General features: G+C 72.8%; 15 protein-coding genes. 11 read left to right on the top strand and 4 right to left on the bottom strand.

Going from position 1 to position 23,233, the window contains the following annotated elements; all coding sequences use genetic code 11:
- Window positions 1-63 precede the first annotated feature (63 nt).
- Together K7787_RS25765 and K7787_RS25760 are read left to right on the top strand one after the other, a co-directional pair.
- A complete protein-coding gene (locus K7787_RS25765) occupies window positions 64-3,126 on the top strand; it encodes a helix-turn-helix transcriptional regulator (protein ID WP_169435584.1) in 3,063 nt (1,020 codons plus the stop codon).
- 37 nt (window positions 3,127-3,163) lie between these two features.
- Window positions 3,164-3,466 (top strand): DUF6191 domain-containing protein, encoded by a 303-nt coding sequence (locus K7787_RS25760; RefSeq protein ID WP_223003109.1) that lies wholly within the window; start codon window positions 3,164-3,166, stop codon window positions 3,464-3,466.
- 45 nt (window positions 3,467-3,511) lie between these two features.
- Here the strand turns inward: K7787_RS25760 and K7787_RS25755 are convergent, their stop codons facing one another.
- Both K7787_RS25755 and K7787_RS25750 read right to left on the bottom strand, forming a co-directional pair.
- Window positions 3,512-4,669, bottom strand: a complete 1,158-nt coding sequence (locus K7787_RS25755; protein WP_308036472.1) for a PQQ-dependent sugar dehydrogenase — start codon at window positions 4,667-4,669, stop codon at window positions 3,512-3,514.
- A 214-nt stretch (window positions 4,670-4,883) separates the two neighbouring features.
- Window positions 4,884-5,882: an aldo/keto reductase gene (locus tag K7787_RS25750; RefSeq protein ID WP_019983059.1), complete on the bottom strand. Its 999-nt coding sequence runs from the start codon at window positions 5,880-5,882 to the stop codon at window positions 4,884-4,886.
- Window positions 5,883-5,960: 78 nt separating this feature from the next.
- Between K7787_RS25750 and K7787_RS25745 the strand changes: the two genes are divergently transcribed.
- The 6 genes from K7787_RS25745 (at window position 5,961) to serA (ending at window position 16,426) form a co-directional block, all read left to right on the top strand.
- Entirely contained in the window at window positions 5,961-6,950 is a 990-nt protein-coding gene (locus K7787_RS25745) for a 2-hydroxyacid dehydrogenase (RefSeq protein WP_223003108.1), read from the top strand.
- Window positions 6,951-7,373: 423 nt separating this feature from the next.
- A complete protein-coding gene (locus tag K7787_RS25740) occupies window positions 7,374-10,706 on the top strand; it encodes a putative bifunctional diguanylate cyclase/phosphodiesterase (RefSeq protein WP_308036471.1) in 3,333 nt (1,110 codons plus the stop codon).
- A gap of 282 nt (window positions 10,707-10,988) precedes the next feature.
- The gene (locus K7787_RS25735) at window positions 10,989-12,833 is read left to right on the top strand and encodes an acetolactate synthase large subunit (RefSeq protein WP_197073802.1); all 1,845 of its coding nucleotides are present in this window, start codon (window positions 10,989-10,991) and stop codon (window positions 12,831-12,833) included.
- Between the two features lie 20 nt (window positions 12,834-12,853).
- Window positions 12,854-13,378, top strand: coding sequence for an acetolactate synthase small subunit (gene ilvN, locus K7787_RS25730; RefSeq protein WP_009190777.1), 525 nt, complete (start codon window positions 12,854-12,856; stop codon window positions 13,376-13,378).
- Between the two features lie 118 nt (window positions 13,379-13,496).
- Window positions 13,497-14,495: a ketol-acid reductoisomerase gene (gene ilvC, locus K7787_RS25725; RefSeq protein WP_009190778.1), complete on the top strand. Its 999-nt coding sequence runs from the start codon at window positions 13,497-13,499 to the stop codon at window positions 14,493-14,495.
- Window positions 14,496-14,836: 341 nt separating this feature from the next.
- On the top strand, window positions 14,837-16,426 hold the full coding sequence (serA, locus tag K7787_RS25720) for a phosphoglycerate dehydrogenase (protein WP_009190779.1): 1,590 nt from the start codon (window positions 14,837-14,839) through the stop codon (window positions 16,424-16,426).
- A gap of 210 nt (window positions 16,427-16,636) precedes the next feature.
- Here the strand turns inward: serA and K7787_RS25715 are convergent, their stop codons facing one another.
- Window positions 16,637-18,214 (bottom strand): MFS transporter, encoded by a 1,578-nt coding sequence (locus K7787_RS25715; RefSeq protein WP_223003107.1) that lies wholly within the window; start codon window positions 18,212-18,214, stop codon window positions 16,637-16,639.
- 97 nt (window positions 18,215-18,311) lie between these two features.
- On the opposite strand from K7787_RS25715, the gene K7787_RS25710 reads away from it, so the two are divergent.
- Window positions 18,312-18,989 (top strand): TetR/AcrR family transcriptional regulator, encoded by a 678-nt coding sequence (locus K7787_RS25710; RefSeq protein ID WP_223003106.1) that lies wholly within the window; start codon window positions 18,312-18,314, stop codon window positions 18,987-18,989.
- Here K7787_RS25710 and K7787_RS25705 read toward each other — a convergent pair.
- Window positions 18,986-20,218, bottom strand: a complete 1,233-nt coding sequence (locus K7787_RS25705; protein ID WP_223003105.1) for a PucR family transcriptional regulator — start codon at window positions 20,216-20,218, stop codon at window positions 18,986-18,988. The genes K7787_RS25710 and K7787_RS25705 overlap by 4 nt on opposite strands.
- Window positions 20,219-20,398: 180 nt before the next feature.
- Between K7787_RS25705 and K7787_RS25700 the strand changes: the two genes are divergently transcribed.
- Window positions 20,399-21,325 (top strand): proline dehydrogenase family protein, encoded by a 927-nt coding sequence (locus K7787_RS25700; protein WP_019983052.1) that lies wholly within the window; start codon window positions 20,399-20,401, stop codon window positions 21,323-21,325.
- A gap of 183 nt (window positions 21,326-21,508) precedes the next feature.
- Window positions 21,509-23,140, top strand: a complete 1,632-nt coding sequence (gene pruA / locus K7787_RS25695) for an L-glutamate gamma-semialdehyde dehydrogenase (protein ID WP_009190785.1) — start codon at window positions 21,509-21,511, stop codon at window positions 23,138-23,140.
- Window positions 23,141-23,233: the final 93 nt, after the last annotated feature.

The following is a 23,233-nucleotide window of genomic DNA, read 5'->3' as shown; positions in this document are numbered from 1 at the left end:
CCCGCGCTTGCCCGCCCCTCCGCCGCGACGAAAACCGCTCCCGCGCTGTCGGTGGCGCATGCGATGCTCGGGGCTGTGGAGAACAGGTCCGTCAGTCCGGTGTTCGTAGGCCGCCAGAGCGAACTCGGCACGCTGAACGACGCGCTCGCCCGCGCGGCCGCGGGGGAGCCGCAGGCGTTGCTGCTCGGCGGCGAGGCCGGGGTCGGAAAGACTCGCCTCATCGAGGAGTTCGCGGCCGCCGCCACCCGCCGCGGGGCCGTCGTCGCGCTCGGCGGCTGCGTGGAGATCGGCGCCGACGGGCTCCCCTTCGCGCCGTTCTCCACCGCCCTGCGCGCCCTGCGCCGCGCCCTGCCCGGCGAGTTCGCCGCCGCTGCCGCCGGCCAGGAGGAGGAACTCGCCCGCCTGCTGCCCGAACTCGGCGGCGACCAGGCCGCCGCGCGCGGCGCCGGCCGGCACGACGAGGAGGGCATGGCCCGCCTCTTCGAGCTGACCGCCCGCCTGCTGGAGCGGATCGCCGCCGGCCACACCGTCGTCCTCGCCCTGGAGGACCTGCACTGGGCCGACGCCTCCACCCGCCACCTCCTCGCCTACCTGCTGCGCACCCTGCGCACCGGCCGCCTGCTCGTCCTGGCCAGCTACCGCTCCGACGACATCCACCGCCGCCACCCGCTGCGCCCCCTGCTCGCCGAACTCGACCGGCTGCGCACCATCCACCGCATCGAACTGGCCCGCTTCACCCGGCAGGAGGTGGCCCGCCAGATCGCGGGCATCCTCGCCGCCGAACCCGACCCGGCCCAGATCGACCAGATCTTCGAACGCTCCGACGGCAACGCCTTCTTCGTCGAGGAACTCGCCTGCTGCACCGGCCCGGACTGCCCCGACCTCAGCGACTCCCTGCGCGATCTGCTCCTGGTCCGCGTGGAGGCGCTGCCCGAGACCGCGCAGCGGGTGGTGCGGATCGCCGCCGAGGGCGGCTCCACCGTCGAGTACCGGCTGCTGGCCGCCGTGTCCCGGCTCGCGGAGGACGACCTGATCGAGGCGTTGCGCGCCGCGGTGAACGCCAACGTCCTCATCCCCGCGCCCAGCGGCGACGGCTACCGCTTCCGGCACTCCCTGGTCCGCGAGGCCGTCAGCGACGACCTGCTGCCCGGCGAGCGCTCCCGCCTCGACCGCCGCTACGCCGAGGCCCTGGAGGCCGACCCGACGCTCGTCCCCGCCGACCAGCGCGTCACCCGCCTGGCCAGCTACTGGTACCACGCCCACGACCCCGCCAAGGCCCTGCCCGCCGTCCTGGACGCCTCCGTCGCCGCCCGCTCCCGGCACGCCTACAGCGAGCAACTGCGCCTGCTGGAGCGGGCGATGGAGCTGTGGGACGCCGCCCCCGAGGAGGTCGGCGGCCGGCTGCACGCCGCCGACTACGTCGAGGCCTACCTGTGCTGCGGCGGCGACGGTGCGCCCGTCCCGCTGCGCTACCTCGACCTGCTGGCCGAGGCCACCGTCGCGGGCCGGCTGTGCGGCGAGCGGGAGCGCGCCATGAAACTCGCCAAGCGGGCGCTGCGCCTGCTGGACGAGGAGGACGACCCGCTGCGCGCCGCCTGGTTCTGGGTCCAGCGCTCCCGGCTGGTCCAGCTGAAGTCCCACGGCGACGGCTGGCGGGAACTGGCCACCGCGCAGGACCTGGTGCGCGGACTGCCGCCCTCGGAGGTGCACGCCGAGGTGCTGGCCCACGTCGCGAACTGGTCCATGGTCCACATCCCCGGCCCCGAAGCCGTCTCGGCGGCCGAGCGGGCCGTGGAGTACGCGCGCATGGTCGGCGCCCGCGAGATCGAGATGAACGCCCGGCTCACCCTCGGCGGCCTCATGGTCGACGCCGGGGACGTCGAGACGGGCCTCGCCGAGATGTACGAGGTCAACCGGCGCACCGTGGCCGACGGGATCTCCGCCGTCGCCGGCCGCTCCTACATCAACCTGCCCTCCGAACTGGAGGCCGTCGGCCGCTCCCGCGAGGCCCTGCCGCTGCTGGAGAAGGGCCTCGCCTACACACGCGGCCACGGACTGCTGGACCACGAGGCCTGGGTGTGGGGCAACTTCGCCGAGTCCCTGTTCAGCCTGGGCCGCTGGGACGAGGCCGCCGAGGCGGTGGCCCGCTCCGAGCGCATCGGGCACAGCGCCAAGCCGGGCGCCTTCCACGCCAGGAACCGCGCCGAACTCGCCCTCGCCCGCGGCGACCTGCCCGAGGCGGCCCGCCAACTGGCCGTGGCGCAGGAGAGCTACGGCAAGTACGCCCACGCCCCGCAGCACGCCATTCCGCTGGCCCGGCTCACCATCGCCGTCGCCGCGGGCGAGGGCCGGCTGCCCGACGCCCGCGCCGAACTCGAACGGGTCCTGGAGCGCGGCTTCCCGCCCGGCACCCACCGCTACGGCTGGCCCGTCCTGCTCACCGCCGCCACCATGGAGGCCCGCGCCGCCGCCCTGCCCGGCGCCGGCGCCGACCCCGGCCACACCGCCACCCTCGAAAGGGTCAGGGACGCCGCCCGCACCCTGCCCACCGTGGTGCCCGTCTGGCAGGCGTACGAGAGCTGGGTGCGCGCCGAACTCGCGCGCGCCGCAGGCCGCGACCGGCCCGAGGACTGGACCGGCGTCGTCGCCGCCTTCGAGACCTTCGAACGCCCCTACGACCTCGCCCGCGTCCGCTGCCGCCTGGCCGCGGCCCTGCTCGCCGGCGGGGACGCCGACGGACGCGACCGGGCCACGGAACTGCTGCGCCTGGCGCACGCCGTCGCCGACCACCTGGGCGCCCGCCCGCTCGCCGACAAGACGGCGCGGCTCGCCCGCGGAGCCCGGCTCTCCCTGGCCGCCGTCCCGGAGCGGCGGGCCGTCGCCGCCGACCCGGTCGAGTCCCTCGGCCTCACCCCCCGGGAACAGGACGTGCTGCGCCTGGTAGCGCTGGGCCGCACCAACCGCCAGATAGCCGAGGAGCTGTTCATCTCCCCGAAGACGGCCAGCGTCCACGTCTCCAACATCCTCGCCAAGCTCGACGTCTCGGGCCGCGGCGAGGCGGCGGCGGTGGCGCACCGGCTGGATCTGTTCGCCCACGACACGCTCCCCGCCCCGGCGGCCGGATGAGCCGTACGGTGGGGAGACGACCGGAGGGGAGCGGACCGTGTTCAACGCCTTCGAGGAACTGTTCGCACCAGGGCGCAAGCACACCACGGACGAGCAGAACCGGCTGGAGCTGACCCGGGAGGACGTCGGGGACGGCGCCCCGGGGCGCGGACCCGTCGACCTCGCGTCCGGAAAAGTCGTCGTACGCCTGCCGAGGACGGCCCCGGAGACGGCCGACCCCGACGGGGACACCGCGTCCGACAGGGGCGCCGCGTCCGACGGTGAGACCGAGCCCGACGGGGACACTGCGTCCGACCGGAAGGCCGCCTCCGACGGAAAGGCCGAGTCCGGCGGGGAGTGAGTGCGCCCGGTCGCCGCTTTGGGCCGCCCCGCTGGAACGCCGGGGCTACGACACCCGCAGCTCCAGGATCCGGTCGTCGCCCTTCTTCGGTGTGCCCCGGCCGTCGGTGTTGCTGGTGACGAGCCACAGCCGGTCGCCGCCCGCGGCGACCACCGTGCGCAGCCGTCCGTAGGTCCCGGTCAGGAACGCCTGCGGGGCCGCCGAGGCCGCCGTGCCCTTCAGCGGGACCCGCCACAGCCGCTCGCCGCGCAGACCGGCCAGCCAGATCGAGCCCTCGGCGTAGGCGATGCCGCTGGGGGAGGCCTGATCGGTGTGCCACTGGGCGATCGGGTCGCGGAACTTCCCGTCGCCGGACTTTCCTTCCGCGTCCGGCCAGCCGTAGTTGCCGCCGGGCGTGATCGCGTTCAGCTCGTCCCAGGTGTCCTGGCCGAACTCGCCGGCGAACAGCCGCTGCTTGGCGTCCCAGGCGAGCCCCTGCACATTGCGGTGGCCCAAGGAGTACACGGGCGAGTCGGGGAACGGGTCGCCCGGGGCCGGTGCGCCGTCCGGCGTCAGCCGCAGGATCTTGCCGCCGAGCGACTTCCTGTCCTGGGCCAGCCCGCGTTCGCCGCTCTCGCCGGTGCCCGCGTAGAGCATGCCGTCGGGGCCGAAGGCGATCCGGCCGCCGTTGTGGATGACGCCCTTCGGGATGCCCTTGAAGATCGTGTCGGGCGCTCCCAGCTGGTCACCGGCCGGGCGCTTCGCGTCGTAGAGCATCCGGACGATCCGGTTGTCCGAGGCGGAGGTGAAGTAGGCGTAGATCAGGTGGTCGGAGGCGAAGCCGGGGGAGAGGGCGATGCCGAGGAGCCCGCCCTCGCCCTCCGGCGCCACCCCGGAGACCGTCCCCAGCTCGGTCTTGCGCCCGGTCTTCTCGTCGATCCGCGTGATCGTGCCCCGGTCGCGGGAGGAGACCAGCAGGCCCCCGTCCGGGAGCGGGGCCAGGCCCCACGGCGAGTCCAGGCCGTCGGCGACCGTGCGCACCACCTTCACCGTGCCCTTGGCCGGCGGCGCGCTCTCACCGGGCCGGGCCGGGGCCGAGGAGTGCGCCGCCGTGGCGCCGGGCGTCGCGGAGTGTTCGCCGGACGGCGACTGACCGGAGGAGCATCCGGCCGCCAGTACGAGGACGGCGGCGGCCAGCAGCCCGGGCACGGCTCGACGTTGCACGATCGGGTCCCTTCGACGCGGCGGGTCCTCCCACTCATACACCGCCCGCGCCCGCCAGGTTCCCCTTCACCGCCAACCGAAGCCATCTCACGCACGAGCGGCGGCCGCTCCGGGAACCGAACGAGCCTCAGCCCCCGCCCGCACGCCGTACGGCCCCGCACGCGGTACGGCCCCCGCACCCCGTACGGCCCGCCCGCCGTACGGCCCCGCCCCCTCAGTCCCACGACCCCCGTGCCGCCGGCAGCCGTCCCAGCTCCGCCAGGTCCCGAGCCGTCAGGCGGAGTTCCGCCGCCCCCGCGTTCTCCGTCACCCAGCGTTCCCGCTTGGCGCCCGGCACCGGGATCACCTGCCGGCCCTGCGCCAGCACCCAGGCCAGGGCCACCTGCGCCGCGGTGACCTGCTCGCCGTGCCGCGCCGCCACCCGCCGCAGCCCGGCGACGATCGGCTGGTTGGCGGCCATCATCTCGGCGGTGAACCGCGGATGCCGGGCCCGTACGTCGTCCGGCTCGAAGCCCTGACCGGGCGTGAGCGTGCCGGTCAGGAAGCCGTTGCCGAGCGGCATCGCGGCCAGCAGGCCCACGCCCCGCGCCGCGCACCACGGCAGCAGCGACACCAGCGCCTCCGGCGACCACACCGACAGCTCGGCCTGCACCGCGCTCACCGGGAACACCTGCTGCACCCGCTCCAGCTGCCGGATCGTCCCGTCGTACAACCGCGACCCCGAGCGGCGCCGGCCGTGCGCCCCCACCGCGCACAGCCCCAGCGCCCGCACCTTCCCGGCCCGCACCAGCTCCGCCATCGCCCCCCAGGTCTCCTCGACGGGCACCTCCGGGTCGGCCCGGTGCAGCTGGTAGAGGTCGATCACGTCCGTCTGCAGCCGCCGCAGCGACGCGTCGCAGGCGCGGCGCACATAGCCGGGGCGGCCGTTGGCCACGATGTGCTGGTCGCCCACCAGCAGGCCCACCTTCGTCGAGACGAAGGCGTCCGCCCGCCGCTCCTTGAGCGCCCGCCCCACCAGCAGCTCGTTGGTGAACGGGCCGTACATGTCGGCCGTGTCCAGCAGCGTGGAGCCGAGGTCGAGCGCCCGGTGCACGGCCCGCAGCGAGGTCTCGCCCCGCTGCCGCGACGCGCTGTAGGACCAGCTCATCGGCATGCACCCGAGTCCCACGGCCCCCACCGCCAGTGCCCCCGCGCCGATCGTCCTGCGCTCCACCTCGCCGTAACCCTCCCTCGCCTGCGGTTGACCAACCTAACCTCTGGCCGCGCACGCCCCTGACATAGCCTCCTGACCATGACTGCTGACGTGTGGCTGCCCATCCCGCCGGACGAGATCGAGGGGCTTCCGGACGGGCCGGACTACCTCTTCTGGGACGGCGGGGACGACGGGGAGCAGGAGTTCCCCGGGGACCCGGCCGACTGCGCCTTCTACGTCGTGCCGTACATGCGCCCCGCCGCCCTCGTGGTGCGCCCGATGCCGCTGATGCGCTCGGTGCGGGTCGTGCAGACGCTGTCCGCCGGCACCGACAACGTCGAGCCGGGCCTTGAGCACCTGCCCGCCGGGGTGCGGCTGTGCAACGCGCGCGGCGTGCACGAGCCGAGCACCGCCGAACTCGCCCTGACCCTCGTCCTAGCCTCGCTGCGCGGCATCCCCGGCTTCGTGCGCGCCCAGGACCGGGGCGCGTGGCAGGGCGGCTCCTTCCACCCGGCGCTCGCCGACAAGAGCGTCCTCATCGTCGGCTACGGAGCGATCGGCGCCGCCATCGAGGACCGGCTCGCGCCGTTCGAGCTCGCGCGGGTGGCGCGCGTGGCGCGCTCCGGGCGCACTACGGCGCGCGGTCTCGTGCACCCGCTCACCGATCTGCCCTCGCTGCTTCCGCACGCCGATGTCGTCATCCTGTCCACGCCCTTGACGCCGAGCACCCGCGGACTGGTCGATGCCGGGTTCCTGGCGCGGATGAAGGACGGAGCGCTGCTGGTCAACGTGGCGCGCGGACCCGTCGTGGACACCGGGGCGCTGCTGGCGGAGCTGGAGAAGGGCCGGATCACCGCGGCCCTCGACGTCACCGACCCCGAACCGCTGCCCGCCGGACACCCCCTGTGGCACGCGCCCGGCGTGCTGATCAGCCCGCATGTCGGCGGTCCGACCTCGGCGTTCCGGCCGCGCGCCGAGCGCCTGCTGGTCCGTCAGCTGACCCGTTTCGTGAACCGGGAGCCGCTCGCCAACGTGGTCCTCACCACGGGCGCGGCCGGTGAGGGAACCGCGGGCGCGGTAAACGCGTAGTTCCGCTTCGGGTACCGTCCGCGATCCTCCGGACGCGGTGCGTATACGCATATGCGCTGCTCGTCACGGAGCGTAGAGCGACTATGTCCCTGAGTGACGATACTGGTGTATCGTCCCGACAGGGGCTGCGCCGTGCACTTCGGCGCCGGGGACGGATTCCAGACTGTGAGGGGGGCGACGGGCGATGCACGGCCTATGGACGAACCATCCGAAGCGGCGGGGCCGCCACCGCAAACCCTGGCGCACGGCGGCGCGCGAGCGTGGCCGGCGCCCGCAGGGCGGCCGGCCTCCCCAGGGCGACCGGAATCAGTACGGCGGCCGGAGCCGGCAGCGCGGCCCAGCGAGCCGCAGACGGCATCCGCGACCGGCGCGACCGGCGCGGCGGGCTCCGCTGGACCCGTCGGCGCGGACCGGGAGGGACCGGTGAGCCCGCCCCCGTCCATGACGACCACGCTCAGCGGAGCGCCGCGCGGCCGGCTGTCGCCCGGCCTGCTGCCGTCCCGGTCGCCGGCCACCGCCGACGCCGCCCGCAGGGTCGCCCCCCAGCTCGCGCTGGCGCTGGTGTGCGCGGCCTACGCCATCGGCTCCGCCACCGGCTGGGGCTCGCACGAGGTCGCGCTGTTCATGGGCGACTTCGGGCTGAGCGCCGCCGCCGGCACCGCCGCGGTCTCGTGCGTGCTGTACGCGCGCGGCCACGGCGTCCGCTTCCGGCTCGCCTGGCTGCTGTTCGCCCTCTCCTCCACGATGGCGGCCCTCGGCAACGCGGTCTGGGGGTGGTACGAAGTCGTGCTCGACGAGCAGGTGCCCAGCCCCAGCTACGCCGACCTGTTCTTCCTCTGCTTCGCCCCGCCCGCGATCATCGGCCTCCTGGTCTTGGCCAAACGGCCGGTGAACCGCGCCGGCTGGGTGTGCCTCGCGCTGGACGCCTGGCTGATCGGCGGCTCGCTGCTCACCCTCTCCTGGAGCCTCGCGCTCGCCCAGGCGGCCAAGTTCGACGGCCCGAGCGTCGCCTACACCGCGCTCTCGCTGGCCTACCCGCTGCTGGACATCGCCCTGGTCAGCATGGTGCTCGCGCTGCACCTGCGGCGCTCGCGCGTCAACCGCAGAGCGGTCAACACGGCCATCGGCGGCCTCGCCCTGACCGTGCTGAGCGACGCCCTGTTCACCTCGCCCCTGCTGCACCACACCTACCGCTCGGGGCAGCTCCTGGACGCGGGCTGGTTCGCCGGCTCGCTCATCCTCGCCTACGCCCCGTGGGCCGCCTCCCAGTACGCCCGCACGGCCACCGAACAGCACGAGAGCGCCGGGCCCGAGCCGGACCCCGCGGCGCCCGCCGCCCACCCGCACGACGTCCGAACGCACGAGGGCGGCCACCGCGGCGCCGCCCGCCCCCTGAGCGGCGAACGCCCGCACGACGAGACGCGCCCGTGCGACGGCGACGACGGCGGCGACGCCCACGAGCGCGTGGCGGACGGCCCCGCACCCGCCGAACGCCGCCCGGGCGGCGGCGCGTCCGGACACCTGCCCGGGCAGCGCCCGGGCGGTACCGGCGGACGGTTCCGGCCACCCGCGCCGGACGGCGACAGCGACCACGAGCACCGCCCGGCCGGCGACGGCCGCCACCAGGCCGGCGACCACCACTATCCGGCCGGCCGCCCCCTCGCCGGCTCCCTCGCCGCCCTCACCCCGTACCTCGCCGCCGCCGTCTGCACGCTGGGGATCCTCTACAACGTGCTCAACGGCCACAGCGTCGACCGCGTGGTGCTGATCACCGCCGGAGCCGTGGTGCTCGCCCTGCTCGTACGGCAGGGCATCACGCTCCTGGAGAACATCACCCTCGCCCAGGAACTGGCCCACAAGGAGAACCACTTCCGCTCCCTGGTGCAGGGCTCCAGCGACGTCATCATGATCGCCGCGCCCAACGGCGTCCTGCGCTACGTCTCCCCGGCCGCCGCCGGGGTCTACGGCCGGCCCGCCGAGGATCTGGTGGGCACCGAACTGGCCAGCCTGATCCACCCCGACGACCTCGGCTGCGTGGTCCACGAGGTGCGCCGCTTTCTCGCCGCCAGCCCGCACGACGAGCCCACCACCCGCATCGAGTGCCGCTTCCGCTTCGGCGGCGGGGGCGCCTCCCGCCCGGGCGAGACCGAGAGCGGAGGAGGCTGGCTCAACGTCGAGTCGACCATCAACCGCCACCACGGCGGGCTGATCTTCAACAGCCGGGACGTCACCGAGCGGGTGCGCCTCCAGGCCCAGCTCCAGCACAACGCCGAGCACGACCCGCTCACCGACCTGCCCAACCGCGCCCTGTTCACCAAGCGCGTCCAGCAGGCCCTGTCCGGCCGCCGCAGCACCGACCGGGGCACCGCCGTGCTCTTCATCGACCTGGACGGCTTCAAGGGCGTCAACGACACCATCGGCCACCAGGCCGGGGACGAACTGCTCGTCCAGGCCGCCCGCAGACTCCAGGAGGCGGTCCGGCACGGCGACACCGCCGCCCGGCTCGGCGGCGACGAGTTCGCCGCCCTCATCGTCGGCGACGGCGGCCGCGACCACGCCGCCCGCGAGGGCCACATCCTGGAGCTGGCCGACCGGCTCAGAGCGACCCTCTCGCAGCCCTACCTCATCGACGGCAACGACGTCCGCGTCGCCGCCTCCATCGGCGTCGCCTTCGCCGAACCGGGCCTCGGCGCGGGCGAGCTGCTGCGCAACGCCGACCTCGCGATGTACCGCGCCAAGGCCGCCGGGAAGGGCCGGGTCGAGCTGTACAAGCCGCAGATGCAGCAGGACGTGGTCCGCCGGGCGGGCCTGGCCGGCCGGCTGCGCTCCGCCCTGCACGACGGCGAGTTCACCCTGCTGCACCAGCCGGTGGTGCGCCTGGCGGACGGCCGGGTCACGGCCGTCGCCGCCCAGGCGCGCTGGCGCTCCTCCCAGGGCGTGCTGTTCACGCCGGCCGAGTTCCTGCGGGCCGCCGAGGACGGCGACAAGTCGGCCGAACTGGCCCGCTGGCTGCTGGAGCAGGCCGTGGAACAGGCCGCCGAGCGGGCCAGGACCGGGCTGACCGTCTCCGTGGTGGTCCGGCTCGGCGCCCGCCGCCTGGTGGACCGCACCCTGCCCCCGGGCGCCGTGGAGACCCTGCTGACCCGGCACGGGCTGCCCTCCGGGGCGCTGGTGATCGAGCTGGCCGACACCGACCCGAGGGTCCCGCTGGACGAGCTGGAGCGCCGGCTGTCCGCCCTCGGCCGGCTCGGGGTGCGCATCGCCCTGGACGGCTTCGGCGGCGGCCACGGCGCCATCACGGCCCTGCGCAGACTCCCCGTCGACGTGCTCAAGCTGGACCGGGGCCTGGTCGAGGGCGCCGTGGAGTCCGCCCGGCTGCACAAGATCACCAGCGGGCTGCTCAGGATCGCCGGCGACCTCGGGCTCCAGTCCGTGGCCGAGGGCGTCGACCTGCCCGAACAGGTCGTCGCCCTGCGCGCGATGGGCTGCACCCACGCCCAGGGCACGGCCTTCTCCGGCCCGCTGGACGAGTACCGGCTGCGCCGGGCGCTGGCCGCCGGCCACTACCCGGTGCCGCCGGGGCCGGCCGAGCCGGTCTTCGCCGGCAAGGGCGTGGCCGCGTTCACCGCCGGGGTGCCGGCCGTGCTCGGCGGCGGGGAGTTCCCGTCCGTGATCGGCGGCGGGAGCGTGCCCGCCGTCCGGGGGAGCGGAACGGCGCTGCGCCCACATAATGAGACGCCCGTCCCACCCACTTGACAGTAGGTGCGCGCCGGGGGGAGGGTCAGTGCCATGCGCACCCGAATTCTCGTACTTGGACAGCGCGTCGGCTGAGCTGGGACCCACCGGAGGAGAGATCCGGAATCCCCAGCGACCCACACCGGCGCGCTCCCCTCGCTTGCCTCACGGCACGAGGGGTTTTTTGTTGCACGGGCACCCTCCGTACAACACCCGCACACCGTGCGAACCCGGCGGAAGCCGGACATGCCAGACCCTCGAAGAATCCTCGCCAAAACCCTCAGCATCGAGAAGAGAATGCCGATGACCGAGCAGGCCACCGGGGCCCATCCGCAGCCGCGGCCCCGATCCGGAGGACATCAGTCCGCGCCCGAGCACGTCACGGGCGCGCAGTCCCTCATCCGCTCTCTCGAGGAGGTCGGCGCCGACACCGTATTCGGCATTCCCGGTGGTGCGATCCTTCCCGCGTACGACCCGCTGATGGACTCCACGAGGGTGCGCCACGTCCTGGTCCGGCACGAGCAGGGCGCCGGCCACGCGGCCACCGGTTACGCCCAGGCCACCGGCAAGGTCGGCGTCTGCATGGCGACCTCCGGACCCGGCGCCACCAACCTGGTCACCCCGATCGCCGACGCCCACATGGACTCCGTCCCGATGGTCGCGATCACCGGCCAGGTGGCGTCGTCCTCGATCGGCACGGACGCCTTCCAGGAGGCGGACATCGTCGGCATCACCATGCCGATCACCAAGCACAACTTCCTGGTCACCAAGGCCGAGGACATCCCGCGGGTGATCGCCGAGGCGTTCCACATCGCCTCCACCGGCCGCCCCGGCCCGGTCCTCGTGGACATCGCCAAGGACGCCCTCCAGGCGAAGACCGTCTTCTCCTGGCCGCCCGTCATGGACCTGCCCGGCTACCGGCCCGTCACCAAGCCGCACGCCAAGCAGATCCGCGAGGCCGCGAGGCTCATCACCGCCGCCAAACGGCCGGTCCTCTACGTCGGCGGCGGCGTCATCAAGGCGAAGGCCACCGCCGAGCTGAAGATGCTGGCCGAACTGACCGGAGCGCCCGTCACCACCACCCTGATGGCGCTCGGCGCGTTCCCCGACAGCCACCCGCTGCACGTGGGAATGCCGGGCATGCACGGTGCGGTCACCGCCGTCACCGCGCTGCAGAAGGCCGACCTGATCGTCGCCCTCGGCGCCCGCTTCGACGACCGCGTCACCGGCAAGCTGGACAGCTTCGCCCCGTACGCCAAGATCGTCCACGCCGACATCGACCCGGCCGAGATCGGCAAGAACCGCGAGGCCGACGTGCCGATCGTCGGCGACGCCCGCGAGGTCATCGCCGATCTGATCCAGGCCGTCCAGAAGGAGCACTCCGAGGGCCACCGCGGCGACTACACCGCCTGGTGGAACGACCTCAACCGCTGGCGCGACACCTACCCGCTCGGCTACGACCAGCCCGGCAACGGCTCGCTCGCCCCGCAGCAGGTCATCGAGCGCATCGGGCAGCTCGCCCCGGAGGGCACGATCTTCGCCGCGGGCGTCGGCCAGCACCAGATGTGGGCCGCGCACTTCGTCCAGTACGAGCAGCCCGCCACCTGGCTCAACTCCGGCGGCGCCGGGACCATGGGCTACGCGGTGCCGGCCGCCATGGGCGCCAAGGCGGGCCGGCCCGAGCGCACCGTGTGGGCGATCGACGGCGACGGCTGCTTCCAGATGACCAATCAGGAGCTGACCACCTGCGCCCTGAACAACATCCCGATCAAGGTCGCCGTCATCAACAACGGCGCCCTCGGGATGGTCCGCCAGTGGCAGACCCTGTTCTACAACCAGCGCTACTCCAACACGGTCCTGCACTCCGGCCCCGACGACGTCAACCCGGAGGCCAAGGGCACCCGCGTCCCCGACTTCGTCAAGCTGTCGGAGGCCATGGGCTGCTACGCGATCCGCTGCGAGTCCCCCGCCGACCTCGACAAGGCCATCGAGGAGGCGAACTCCGTCAACGACCGCCCGGTCGTCATCGACTTCATCGTCCACGAGGACGCCATGGTGTGGCCGATGGTCGCCGCCGGCACCTCCAACGACGAGATCATGGCCGCCCGGGACGTCCGCCCCGACTTCGGCGACAACGAAGACGACTGACAGAGAGCTGAGCGATAACCATGTCCAAGCACACCCTCTCGGTCCTCGTCGAGAACACCCCCGGCGTCCTGGCCCGGATCACCGCCCTGTTCTCCCGCCGCGGCTTCAACATCGACTCGCTCGCGGTCGGCGTCACCGAGCACCCCGACATCTCCCGCATCACCATCGTGGTCAGCGTCGAGGACTTCCCGCTGGAGCAGGTGACCAAGCAGCTCAACAAGCTGGTCAACGTGCTCAAGATCGTCGAGCTGGAGCCCACCCAGGCCGTCCAGCGCGAACTCGTCCTGGTCAAGGTGCGCGCCGACAACGAGACGCGCTCGCAGGTCGTGGAGATCGTCCAGCTGTTCCGCGCCAAGACCGTCGACGTCTCCCCGGAGGCCGTGACCATCGAGGCCACCGGGTCCAGCGACAAGCTGTCCGCCATGCTCAAGATGCTGGAGCAGTACGGCATCAAGGAGCTGGTCCAGTCCGGCACGATCGCGATCGGCCGTGGCGCCCGTTCGATCACGGACCGGTCGCTGCGCGCTCTCGACCGGTCGGCGTAACGACGCGTTCGGGCGGTCGGGCGACACCGCCGCCCGTATGCCGAGACCCCCAGACTTCCCGTCCCCTCACCGGCATACGGTGGGACGCACAACCTGCACACCAAGGAGAGAACCCAAAGTGGCCGAGCTGTTCTACGACGCCGACGCCGACCTGTCCATCATCCAGGGCCGCAAGGTCGCGGTCATCGGCTACGGCAGCCAGGGTCACGCCCACGCGCTGTCGCTGCGCGACTCGGGCGTCGACGTGCGCGTCGGTCTGCACGAGGGCTCCAAGTCCAAGGCCAAGGCCGAGGAGCAGGGCCTGCGCGTGGTGAGCCCGTCCGAGGCCGCCGCCGAGGCCGACGTCATCATGATCCTGGTCCCGGACCCGATCCAGGCCCAGGTCTACGAGGAGCACATCGCCCCGAACCTGAAGGACGGCGACGCGCTGTTCTTCGGCCACGGCCTCAACATCCGCTACGGCTTCATCAAGCCCCCGGCCGGCGTGGACGTGTGCATGGTCGCCCCCAAGGGCCCGGGCCACCTGGTGCGCCGTCAGTACGAGGAGGGCCGCGGCGTCCCGTGCATCGTGGCCGTCGAGCAGGACGCCTCCGGCGACGCGTTCGCGCTGGCCCTGTCGTACGCCAAGGGCATCGGCGGCACCCGCGCCGGCGTCATCAAGACCACCTTCACCGAGGAGACCGAGACCGACCTCTTCGGCGAGCAGGCCGTGCTGTGCGGCGGCACCGCCGCCCTGGTGAAGGCCGGCTTCGAGACCCTGGTCGAGGCGGGCTACCAGCCCGAGATCGCCTACTTCGAGTGCCTGCACGAGCTGAAGCTGATCGTGGACCTCATGTACGAGGGCGGCCTGGAGAAGATGCGCTGGTCGATCTCCGAGACCGCCGAGTGGGGCGACTACGTCACCGGCCCGCGCATCATCACCGACGCCACCAAGGCCGAGATGAAGAAGGTCCTCGCCGAGATCCAGGACGGCACGTTCGCCCGCAACTGGATGGACGAGTACCACGGCGGTCTGAAGAAGTACAACGAATACAAGAAGCAGGACTCCGAGCACCTGCTGGAGACCACCGGCAAGGAGCTGCGCAAGCTCATGAGCTGGGTGAACGAGGAGGCGTAAGCCTCAGGGCCGAGGGGCTGTCGTCAGTCTCCCCGCGAGGCAGGCGGGAGACTGACGACAGCCCCTGTCGGGCCGGAGCCATGCTCCGGCCCCTTTCGTCGGCCCCTTCGCCGACCCCGGGACCACGCCGCGGTCCATGGTCGGCTCGCAGCGTTGTCCACCCCGTCCAGCCACGGACGGGTGATCCTTCCGCAGCGGAGTAATGCAGGGCACACAACGCCACTAGACTGCTGCACAACAACGCGTCAGGCCCACAGCGTCGTGCGTCTTCCACGCGGCATGCCCCTCCACCGCCTGCGGCCGTCGGGACGGCCGTCCGCATTGGACTTGTGAGGACTCACGTGAGCTCGAAACCCGTCGTACTCATCGCTGAAGAGCTGTCGCCCGCCACCGTCGACGCGCTCGGCCCCGACTTCGAGATCCGGCACTGCAACGGCGCCGACCGGGCCGAACTGCTGCCCGCCATCGCCGACGTCGACGCGATCCTGATCCGCTCGGCCACCAAGGTCGACGCCGAGGCCGTCGCCGCCGCCAAGAAGCTGAAGGTCGTCGCCCGCGCCGGCGTCGGCCTGGACAACGTCGACGTCTCCGCCGCCACCAAGGCCGGCGTGATGGTCGTCAACGCGCCGACCTCCAACATCGTGACCGCCGCCGAGCTGGCCTGCGGCCTCCTGCTGGCCACCGCGCGCAACATCCCGCAGGCCAACGCCGCGCTGAAGAACGGCGAGTGGAAGCGCAGCAAGTACACCGGCGTCGAGCTGGCCGAGAAGACCCTCGGCGTCGTCGGCCTCGGCCGCATCGGCGCCCTGGTCGCCCAGCGCATGTCCGCCTTCGGCATGAAGGTCGTCGCCTACGACCCGTACGTCCAGCCCGCGCGGGCCGCGCAGATGGGCGTCAAGGTGCTGACCCTGGACGAGCTGCTGGAGGTCTCCGACTTCATCACCGTCCACCTGCCCAAGACCCCCGAGACCCTCGGCCTCATCGGCGAGGAGGCGCTGCACAAGGTCAAGCCGAGCGTGCGCATCGTCAACGCCGCGCGCGGCGGCATCGTGGACGAGGAGGCGCTGTACTCGGCGCTCAAGGAGGGACGGGTCGCCGGCGCGGGCCTCGACGTGTACGCCAAGGAGCCCTGCACCGACTCCCCGCTGTTCGAGTTCGACCAGGTGGTCTGCACCCCGCACCTCGGCGCCTCCACCGACGAGGCGCAGGAGAAGGCGGGCATCGCCGTCGCCAAGTCGGTGCGCCTGGCTCTGGCCGGCGAGCTGGTGCCCGACGCGGTCAACGTCCAGGGCGGCGTCATCGCCGAGGACGTCAAGCCGGGCCTGCCGCTCGCCGAGCGCCTGGGCCGCATCTTCACCGCCCTCGCCGGCGAGGTGGCCGTCCGCCTCGACGTCGAGGTCTACGGCGAGATCACCCAGCACGATGTCAAGGTGCTGGAGCTGTCCGCCCTCAAGGGCGTCTTCGAGGACGTGGTGGACGAGACCGTCTCCTACGTCAACGCCCCGCTGTTCGCGCAGGAGCGCGGCGTGGAGGTACGGCTGACCACGAGCAGCGAGTCCGCCGACCACCGCAACGTCGTCACCGTGCGCGGCACCCTCGCCGACGGCGAGGAGATCTCGGTCTCCGGCACGCTGGCCGGCCCCAAGCACGTCCAGAAGATCGTCGCCGTCGGCGAGTACGACGTGGACCTCGCGCTCGCCGACCACATGGTCGTCCTGCGTTACGAGGACCGTCCCGGCGTCGTCGGCACGGTGGGCCGGATCATCGGCGAGGCGGGCGTCAACATCGCCGGTATGCAGGTCGCCCGCGCGGCGGTCGGCGGCGAGGCGCTGGCCGTCCTCACGGTGGACGACACGGTGCCGCCGGCGGTGCTTTCCGAAGTTTCGGCGGAGATCGGGGCTACGTCTGCTCGGTCGGTGAACCTGGTGTGAGGTTGCCGTCCCTGGGGGCTGCCGCCCCCAGACCCCCGCTGTCGGCCTGAACGGCCTCGTCCTCAAGCGCCGGACGGGCTGGGGATGCCGACCCGGAGTCGTAAAGGCGTGGGCGGAGCTGGATGTCCAGCTCCGCCCACGCCTTTTCCTGTGCGGCGGGGGAGTGGGAGATCCTGCCTCTCCGCCGCCTTCGCCGTCCGCCGCGGGTCGTCAGACCGCCGTCTCCGCCGCCTCCGTCCGCTCGGACGCGGACCCGGCCCCGGACTCCGCCTCCGGAGCCCTGACCTGGACCTTCCGCAGGGTCGTCGCCGCGGCCACCGCCGCCAGCAGCAGGATCGCCGTCGACGCGACCGCCGCGCCGTGCATCCCCGTGGTGAAGGCATGGCGGGCCGCCGTCGCCAGCGCCGTGCCGCTCTCGCCCGAGAGGCGGTCGGCGATCGCGAGGGCGGAGCCGAGGGTCTCGCGGGCCGGGGCGGGGGCGCCGGCCGGCATCTCGTGGCGGTAGACCGCCGTGCCGATGGAGCCGAGCACCGCCATCCCCAGCGCGCCGCCGAACTCCTGCCCCGTCTCCAGCAGCGACGACGCCGTGCCCGCCCGCTCCACCGGGACCGCGCTCATCGCCAGGTCGGTCATCTGGGACATCACCATCGTGATCCCGGAGGCGAGCACCGCGCACCCGGCCAGCAGCAGCCAGAGCGAGTCCGTGCCGGTCAGCGCCAGCAGTCCGTAGCCGACGGCGGCGATCGCGAAGCCCGCCGTGACGACATACGCCCGGTTGACGCCCCTCTGCACCAGGTGGACCGCCGCCGGCGCCGCCAGCCCGATCGGCACCGAGGGCAGCAGCGCCCACAGGGCCGCCTCCAGCGCGCTCTTGCCGAGCACCGACTGCAGGTACTGCGTGGTGAAGTACGCCGAGCCCATCATCGCCAGCGCCGAGACCAGGTTGAGCGCCACCGCCGGGGCGAAGGCCCCGCCGCGGAACAGGGCCGGGGAGATCATCGGCGAGGCGGCCGTGCGCTGACGCCGGACGAAGAGGGCGCCGAAGAGCAGGCCGACGGTGATTGAGACGACGTACAGCGGGTGCGCGCCCTCGGCGGCGATCTCCTTCAGGCCGTAGACCACGGGCAGCACCGCGGCCATCGACAGCGGCACGCTGACGAAGTCGAAGCGGCCGGGCGCGGGGTTCTTCGACTCGGGCAGCAGGATCGGGCCGAGCACCAGCAGCAGCACCATCGCGGGCAGGTTGACCAGGAAGACCGAGCCCCACCAGAAGTACTGCACCAGCACGCCGCTGAGCACCGAACCGAGCGCGATGCCGCCGGTCATGACGCCGGACCAGACGCCGATCGCCTTCGCCCGCTGGCCGGGGTCGGTGAACATCGTGCGGAGGATCGCCATCGTCGAGGGCATCAGGGTCGCGCCGCCGATGCCGAGGACCGCGCGGGCGGCGATCAGGGTCCCGGCGCTGTCCGCGTACGCCGCGACCAGCGAGGCCGCGCCGAAGGCGGCGGCGCCCGTCAGCAGCAGCCGGCGGCGGCCGACGCGGTCGCCGAGCGAGCCCATCGTCATCAGCAGGCCGGCCAGCACGAACGCGTAGATGTCGAAGATCCACAGCTGCTGGGTGCCGCTCGGCCGCAGATCGGCGCTGATCGACGGGATGGCGAAGTAGAGGACCGAGACGTCCATCGAGACCAGCAGCAGCGGCAGCATCAGCACGCCCATCGCGGTCCATTCACGGCGGCCGGCCCGTCCGGCCGCGCCCGGGGTGGTGCTCGTCGGGTTCGTCATGACAGGGAATGTACAAGCGTCTTAAACGCTTGTCTAGAACAGATGTATAGGACAGCCGTCTGGGACGGTCGTATGGACGGTGGGTAGGGTGGTCGGCATGGGACATCGTGAGGATCTGCTGGAGGGCGCGAAGCGCTGCCTGCTGGCCAAGGGCTTCCTGCGCACGACCGCGCGCGACATCGTCAAGGAGTCGGGGACCAACCTCGCCTCGATCGGCTACCACTACGGCTCGAAGGACGCGCTGCTGGTGGAGGCGTACATCTCCCTGGTCCAGGAGATGGGCGACGGGTACGGCCCCGACTGGGGGGCGGACGGCGGCACCGGCACCCGCGCCGGTTCGCTGGAGCGCTTCCAGGAGGTGTGGGCGAGCATCATCCGCTCCGTGCCCGAGTCGCGCGCCATCTGGATGATCAGCTTCGAGCTGATCTTCCAGGGCGACCGCATGCCCGAGGTGCGCAAGCTGCTCGCGCAGGCCCAGGAGGAGGGGCGCTCGGGCATCGTCCCGCTGTTCACCGACGTCCCGGAGGCCGACCTCGACAAGGACACCGTCGACACCGAGGGCCGTCTCTACCAGACCCTCCTCCAGGGCCTCATGGTCCAGTGGCTCTTCGACCCCGGCACCGCCACCCACGCCGACCAGCTCACCGAGGGCCTGCGCCGGGTGATCGCGGGCGTCACGGGAAAGCGGGACGCCGGGGCCACGGGAGACGGGGGCGTGGGCGTCGCGGAGGAGCGCAAGGCGGCTGCTCCGGCGGAGCGCCCGGCCGCGAACTAGAGCCGCGCCGCCTTCAGGGCCATGTGCAGCAGCAGGCGGTCCTCGCCGTCGTCCAGGTCGAGACCGGTCAGCTGCTCCACCCGGGACAGCCGGTAGTACAGCGTCTGCCGGTGGATGCCCAGCTCGGCGGCGGTGCGGCCGGCCTGGCCCGCGCAGTCGAGGTACACCTCGGCGGTGCGGGCCAGCTCCTGGTGGCCGGGGGCCAGCAGCGGGCCGGTCACCGCGTCGTGCGTGGCGTGCGGGGGCAGCGACGTGAGCAGGCGGTACGGGCCGATCCGCGCCCACTCGGCGACCGGCCCGAGCCGGGGCTCGGCCAGAGCGGCGCGGGCCGCCGCCGACGCCTCCGCCCAGGCGGCGGCCAGATCGGCGAGCCCGATCCGCCCGGCGGCCACCCCGGCCGCCGTCCGCCCGCCCGCGCCCCCGGCCGCCGTCGGCCCGCGCCCCGCCCCGCCGTCCGCCGGCACCGCGCCCGCCTCCGCCTGCTCCAGCAGCCGGGTCGCCGCCGACACCGCGCCGGTCAGCGTCTCCGGCGAGCGCAGCCGCACCAGCACCGCCAGGCACTGCGCGGTCGTGCCCCACGGCACCGTGCACAGGGCCGTCGCGCCCGGCAGCGTCCGCACCGAGGGGGCGTCGTCCGGGTCGGCCGAGGGCCACGGCGCCACGCACACCACCGTATGCGGCCCGTCCGCCCGCGCCCCCAGCGCCGTCCGCAGCTCGGCCACCGCCATGTCGCGCGGCCAGCCCCGTTCCGCGGTCAGCACCGCCCGCAGCTCCCGGGTCAGATCCGCGCCGTGCTGCGCCTCGTCCGCCAGCAGCGCGCCGATCCGCCCGGTCACCAGCATCGCGGCGGCCAGTTGCTGCTCGCTCGGCCCGGGATCGTCGTCCAGCAGCCAGACGTAGCCGAGGACGACCCCCCGATGGCGTACCGGCAGGCAGATCCGGCCCCGGTACACGCCCGCCTCCGGAGTGGGCGGGATGCGCACCGGGCCGGTCGCCCGGGTGATGCCGAATCCCTCGAACCAGCGGCGCACCGCGGCCGTGGAGCGGCGGGTGAGGATCGAGCGGGTGCGCACCGGGTCCAGGGCGGAGGGGTCCAGGTCGCCTTCGCTGTCGTAGGCGCCGAACGCGATCAGCTCGAAGGTGCGGCTCTCCAGGGTGGCCGGGGCGCCGAGCAGCTCCGAGATCTCGTCCACCAGCTCCTGGTAGTCACCCTTGTACGCCGCCGTCATCCGGCCATTCTCCCGCACTTCCGCAGGGCCTTCATACATCTGTCTGAGATCGACTCCGCTGATGCGTGACAGCTGTCGATGGCAGAGGATCGGAGGGTTCCTTAGCTTTCACAGTGGTTCTCCGTGCCGTTCCCGAATGGACGGGTATCGGCCTTTTGACTGACTGTTGTGGAGGTTCCCGTGCTGGGTCCCGTGATTCTTGCCGCGTCGCGCAGCGACCGGATGCGACGTCTGATCTCGGCGGCCCCGGTGACCAAGCAGGTCGTGGACCGCTTCATCCCCGGCGAGACCGTGACGGACATCGTCCCGATCATCGAGGACCTCACGGCCAAGGGCCTGGAGCTGACCATGGACGTGGTCGGCGAGGACATCACCACCCCCGAGCAGGCCACCGCCGCCCGCGACGCCTACCTGGCCCTGATCGACCACATCAAGGACCTGGACCTCGGCCCGCGGGTCGAGATGTCCGTCAAGCTCTCCATGTTCGGCCAGGCGCTGCCCGGCGGCCACGAGCTGGCCCTCGCCAACGTCCGCCCGGTCGTCGAGGCCGCCGCCGCCATCGGCACCACGGTCACCCTGGACGCCGAGGACCACACCACCCTCGACTCGATGTTCGCCATCCACGAGGAGCTGCGGAAGGACTTCCCGCAGACCGGCTGCGTCATCCAGGCCTACCTGTTCCGCACCGAGGCCGACGCGCGCCGCCTCGCCGAGGCCGGCAGCCGCGTACGGTTGGTGAAGGGCGCCTACAAGGAGCCCGCCGAGGTCGCCTACCAGAACAAGCACGAGATCGACAAGGCGTACGTCCGGATCCTGAAGACCCTCATGGAGGGCGAGGGGTACCCGATGATCGGCTCGCACGACCCGCGGCTGATCTCCATAGCCCAGGAACTCGCCCGGACGGCCGGCCGCAAGCTGGACGAGTACGAGTTCCAGATGCTCTACGGCATCCGCGGCGACGAACACCTGCGGCTGGCCGCCGAGGGCCACCGGATGCGCGTCTACACCGCCTACGGCACCGACTGGTACGGCTACTTCATGCGCCGTCTCGCGGAGAAGCCGGCCAACCTGCGCTTCTTCGTGCGGAGCATGCTCAGCCGAGGCTGACCGGCCAGGGCTGTGCCACACCCCCCGCCGGGGGTCCGGGGCTCGCCCCCGGGCACGCACAGCATGCGCCGTCTCGGAGAAGCCGGCCGACCCGCGCTTCTCCGTCCGATCGACGGTCGGCAAGGGCTGAGCCCACCGCACCCACGCCCGCAACACCGCTCACCTCAAGGAGTTACGGAACACATGGACGCTGTGACCCAGGTCCCCACCCCGGTCAACGAGCCGGTGCACGGCTACGCCCCCGGTTCGCCCGAGCGCGCCCGGCTGGAGGCCAAGCTCAAGGAGCTGGCCGAGAACCCGATCGAGCTGCCCTGCACCATCGGCGGCGAGAAGCGCCTGGGCGGCGGCGAGGCCTTCGAGGTCGTGCAGCCGCACAACCACAAGGCCGTCCTCGGCACCTACCGCAACGCGACCAAGCAGGACGCCCAGGACGCCGTCGACGCCGCCCTGGCCGCGGCCCCGGCCTGGCGCGCCATGTCCTTCGACGACCGCGCCGCGATCATCCTGCGCGCCGCCGAGCTGCTGGCCGGCCCCTGGCGCGAGACCATCGCCGCCTCCACCATGCTCGGCCAGTCCAAGACGGCCCAGCAGGCCGAGATCGACAGCCCCTGCGAGCTGGTCGACTTCTGGCGCTTCAACGTCCACTACGCCCGCCAGATCCTGGCCGAGCAGCCCCCGGCCAACTCGCCGGGCGTGTGGAACCGTCTGGACCACCGCCCGCTGGAGGGCTTCGTCTACGCGATCACGCCGTTCAACTTCTCGGCGATCGCCGCCAACCTGCCCACCGCGCCCGCCCTCATGGGCAACGTGGTGATCTGGAAGCCGTCCCCGACCCAGACGCACGCCGCCGTGCTGCTGATGCGGCTGCTGGAGGAGGCGGGTCTGCCCAAGGGCGTCATCAACCTGCTCACCGGCGACGGCATCGAGGTCTCCGAGGTCGCCCTGAACCACCGCGACCTGGCCGGCATCCACTTCACCGGCTCGACCAAGACCTTCCAGCACCTGTGGAAGACGGTCGGCAACAACATCGAGAAGTACCGCTCCTACCCGCGTCTGGTCGGCGAGACCGGCGGCAAGGACTTCGTCGTCGCCCACCCGAGCGCCGACCGCGCTGTGCTGAAGACCGCGCTGACCCGCGGCGCCTTCGAGTACCAGGGCCAGAAGTGCTCGGCGACCTCGCGCGCGTACATCCCGGCCTCCATCTGGAACTCGGGCTTCAAGGAGGAGTTCGCCGCCGAGGTGGACGGCCTCGCCATGGGCGACGTCACCGACCTGTCGAACTTCATCGGCGCGGTCATCGACGAGCGCTCCTTCGCCAAGAACAAGGCCGCCATCGACCGCGCCAAGGCCGACCCGGCCTGCACGATCGTCGCCGGCGGCAGCTACGACGACTCGGTCGGCTACTTCGTCCGCCCGACCGTCATCGAGTGCACCGACCCGGAGAACGAGGTCTTCACCACCGAGTACTTCGGCCCGATCCTCGCCGTGTACGTCTACGAGGACGACGAGTACGACGAGATGCTGACCCAGATGGAGTCGGTGTCGGACTACGCCCTCACCGGCTCGGTCATCGCCAACGACCGCGCGGCGGCGGCGTACACGATGGAGAAGCTGCGCTACGCGGCCGGCAACTTCTACATCAACGACAAGTCGACCGGCGCCGTGGTCGGCCAGCAGCCCTTCGGCGGCGGCCGTGCCTCCGGCACCAACGACAAGGCCGGCGCCCCGCAGAACCTGATGCGCTGGACGCTGACCCGCGCCATCAAGGAGTCGCTGGTCTCGCCGACCGACTACACCTACCCGCACATGGGCTGAGGCGCCGTGCCGCGCGCGTGAGCCGACGCGCGGGGCATGCCGACGGGCCGGGTCCGCTGGGACCCGGCCCGTTCGCGTACCCGGCGGCGGCCG

It is taken from the genome of Streptomyces sennicomposti (assembly GCF_019890635.1).
Taxonomy (GTDB): Bacteria; Actinomycetota; Actinomycetes; order Streptomycetales; family Streptomycetaceae; genus Streptomyces; species Streptomyces sennicomposti.
The sequence above is the reverse complement of the archived record's forward strand: the minus strand, read 5'-3'. Positions and strand labels throughout refer to the sequence as shown.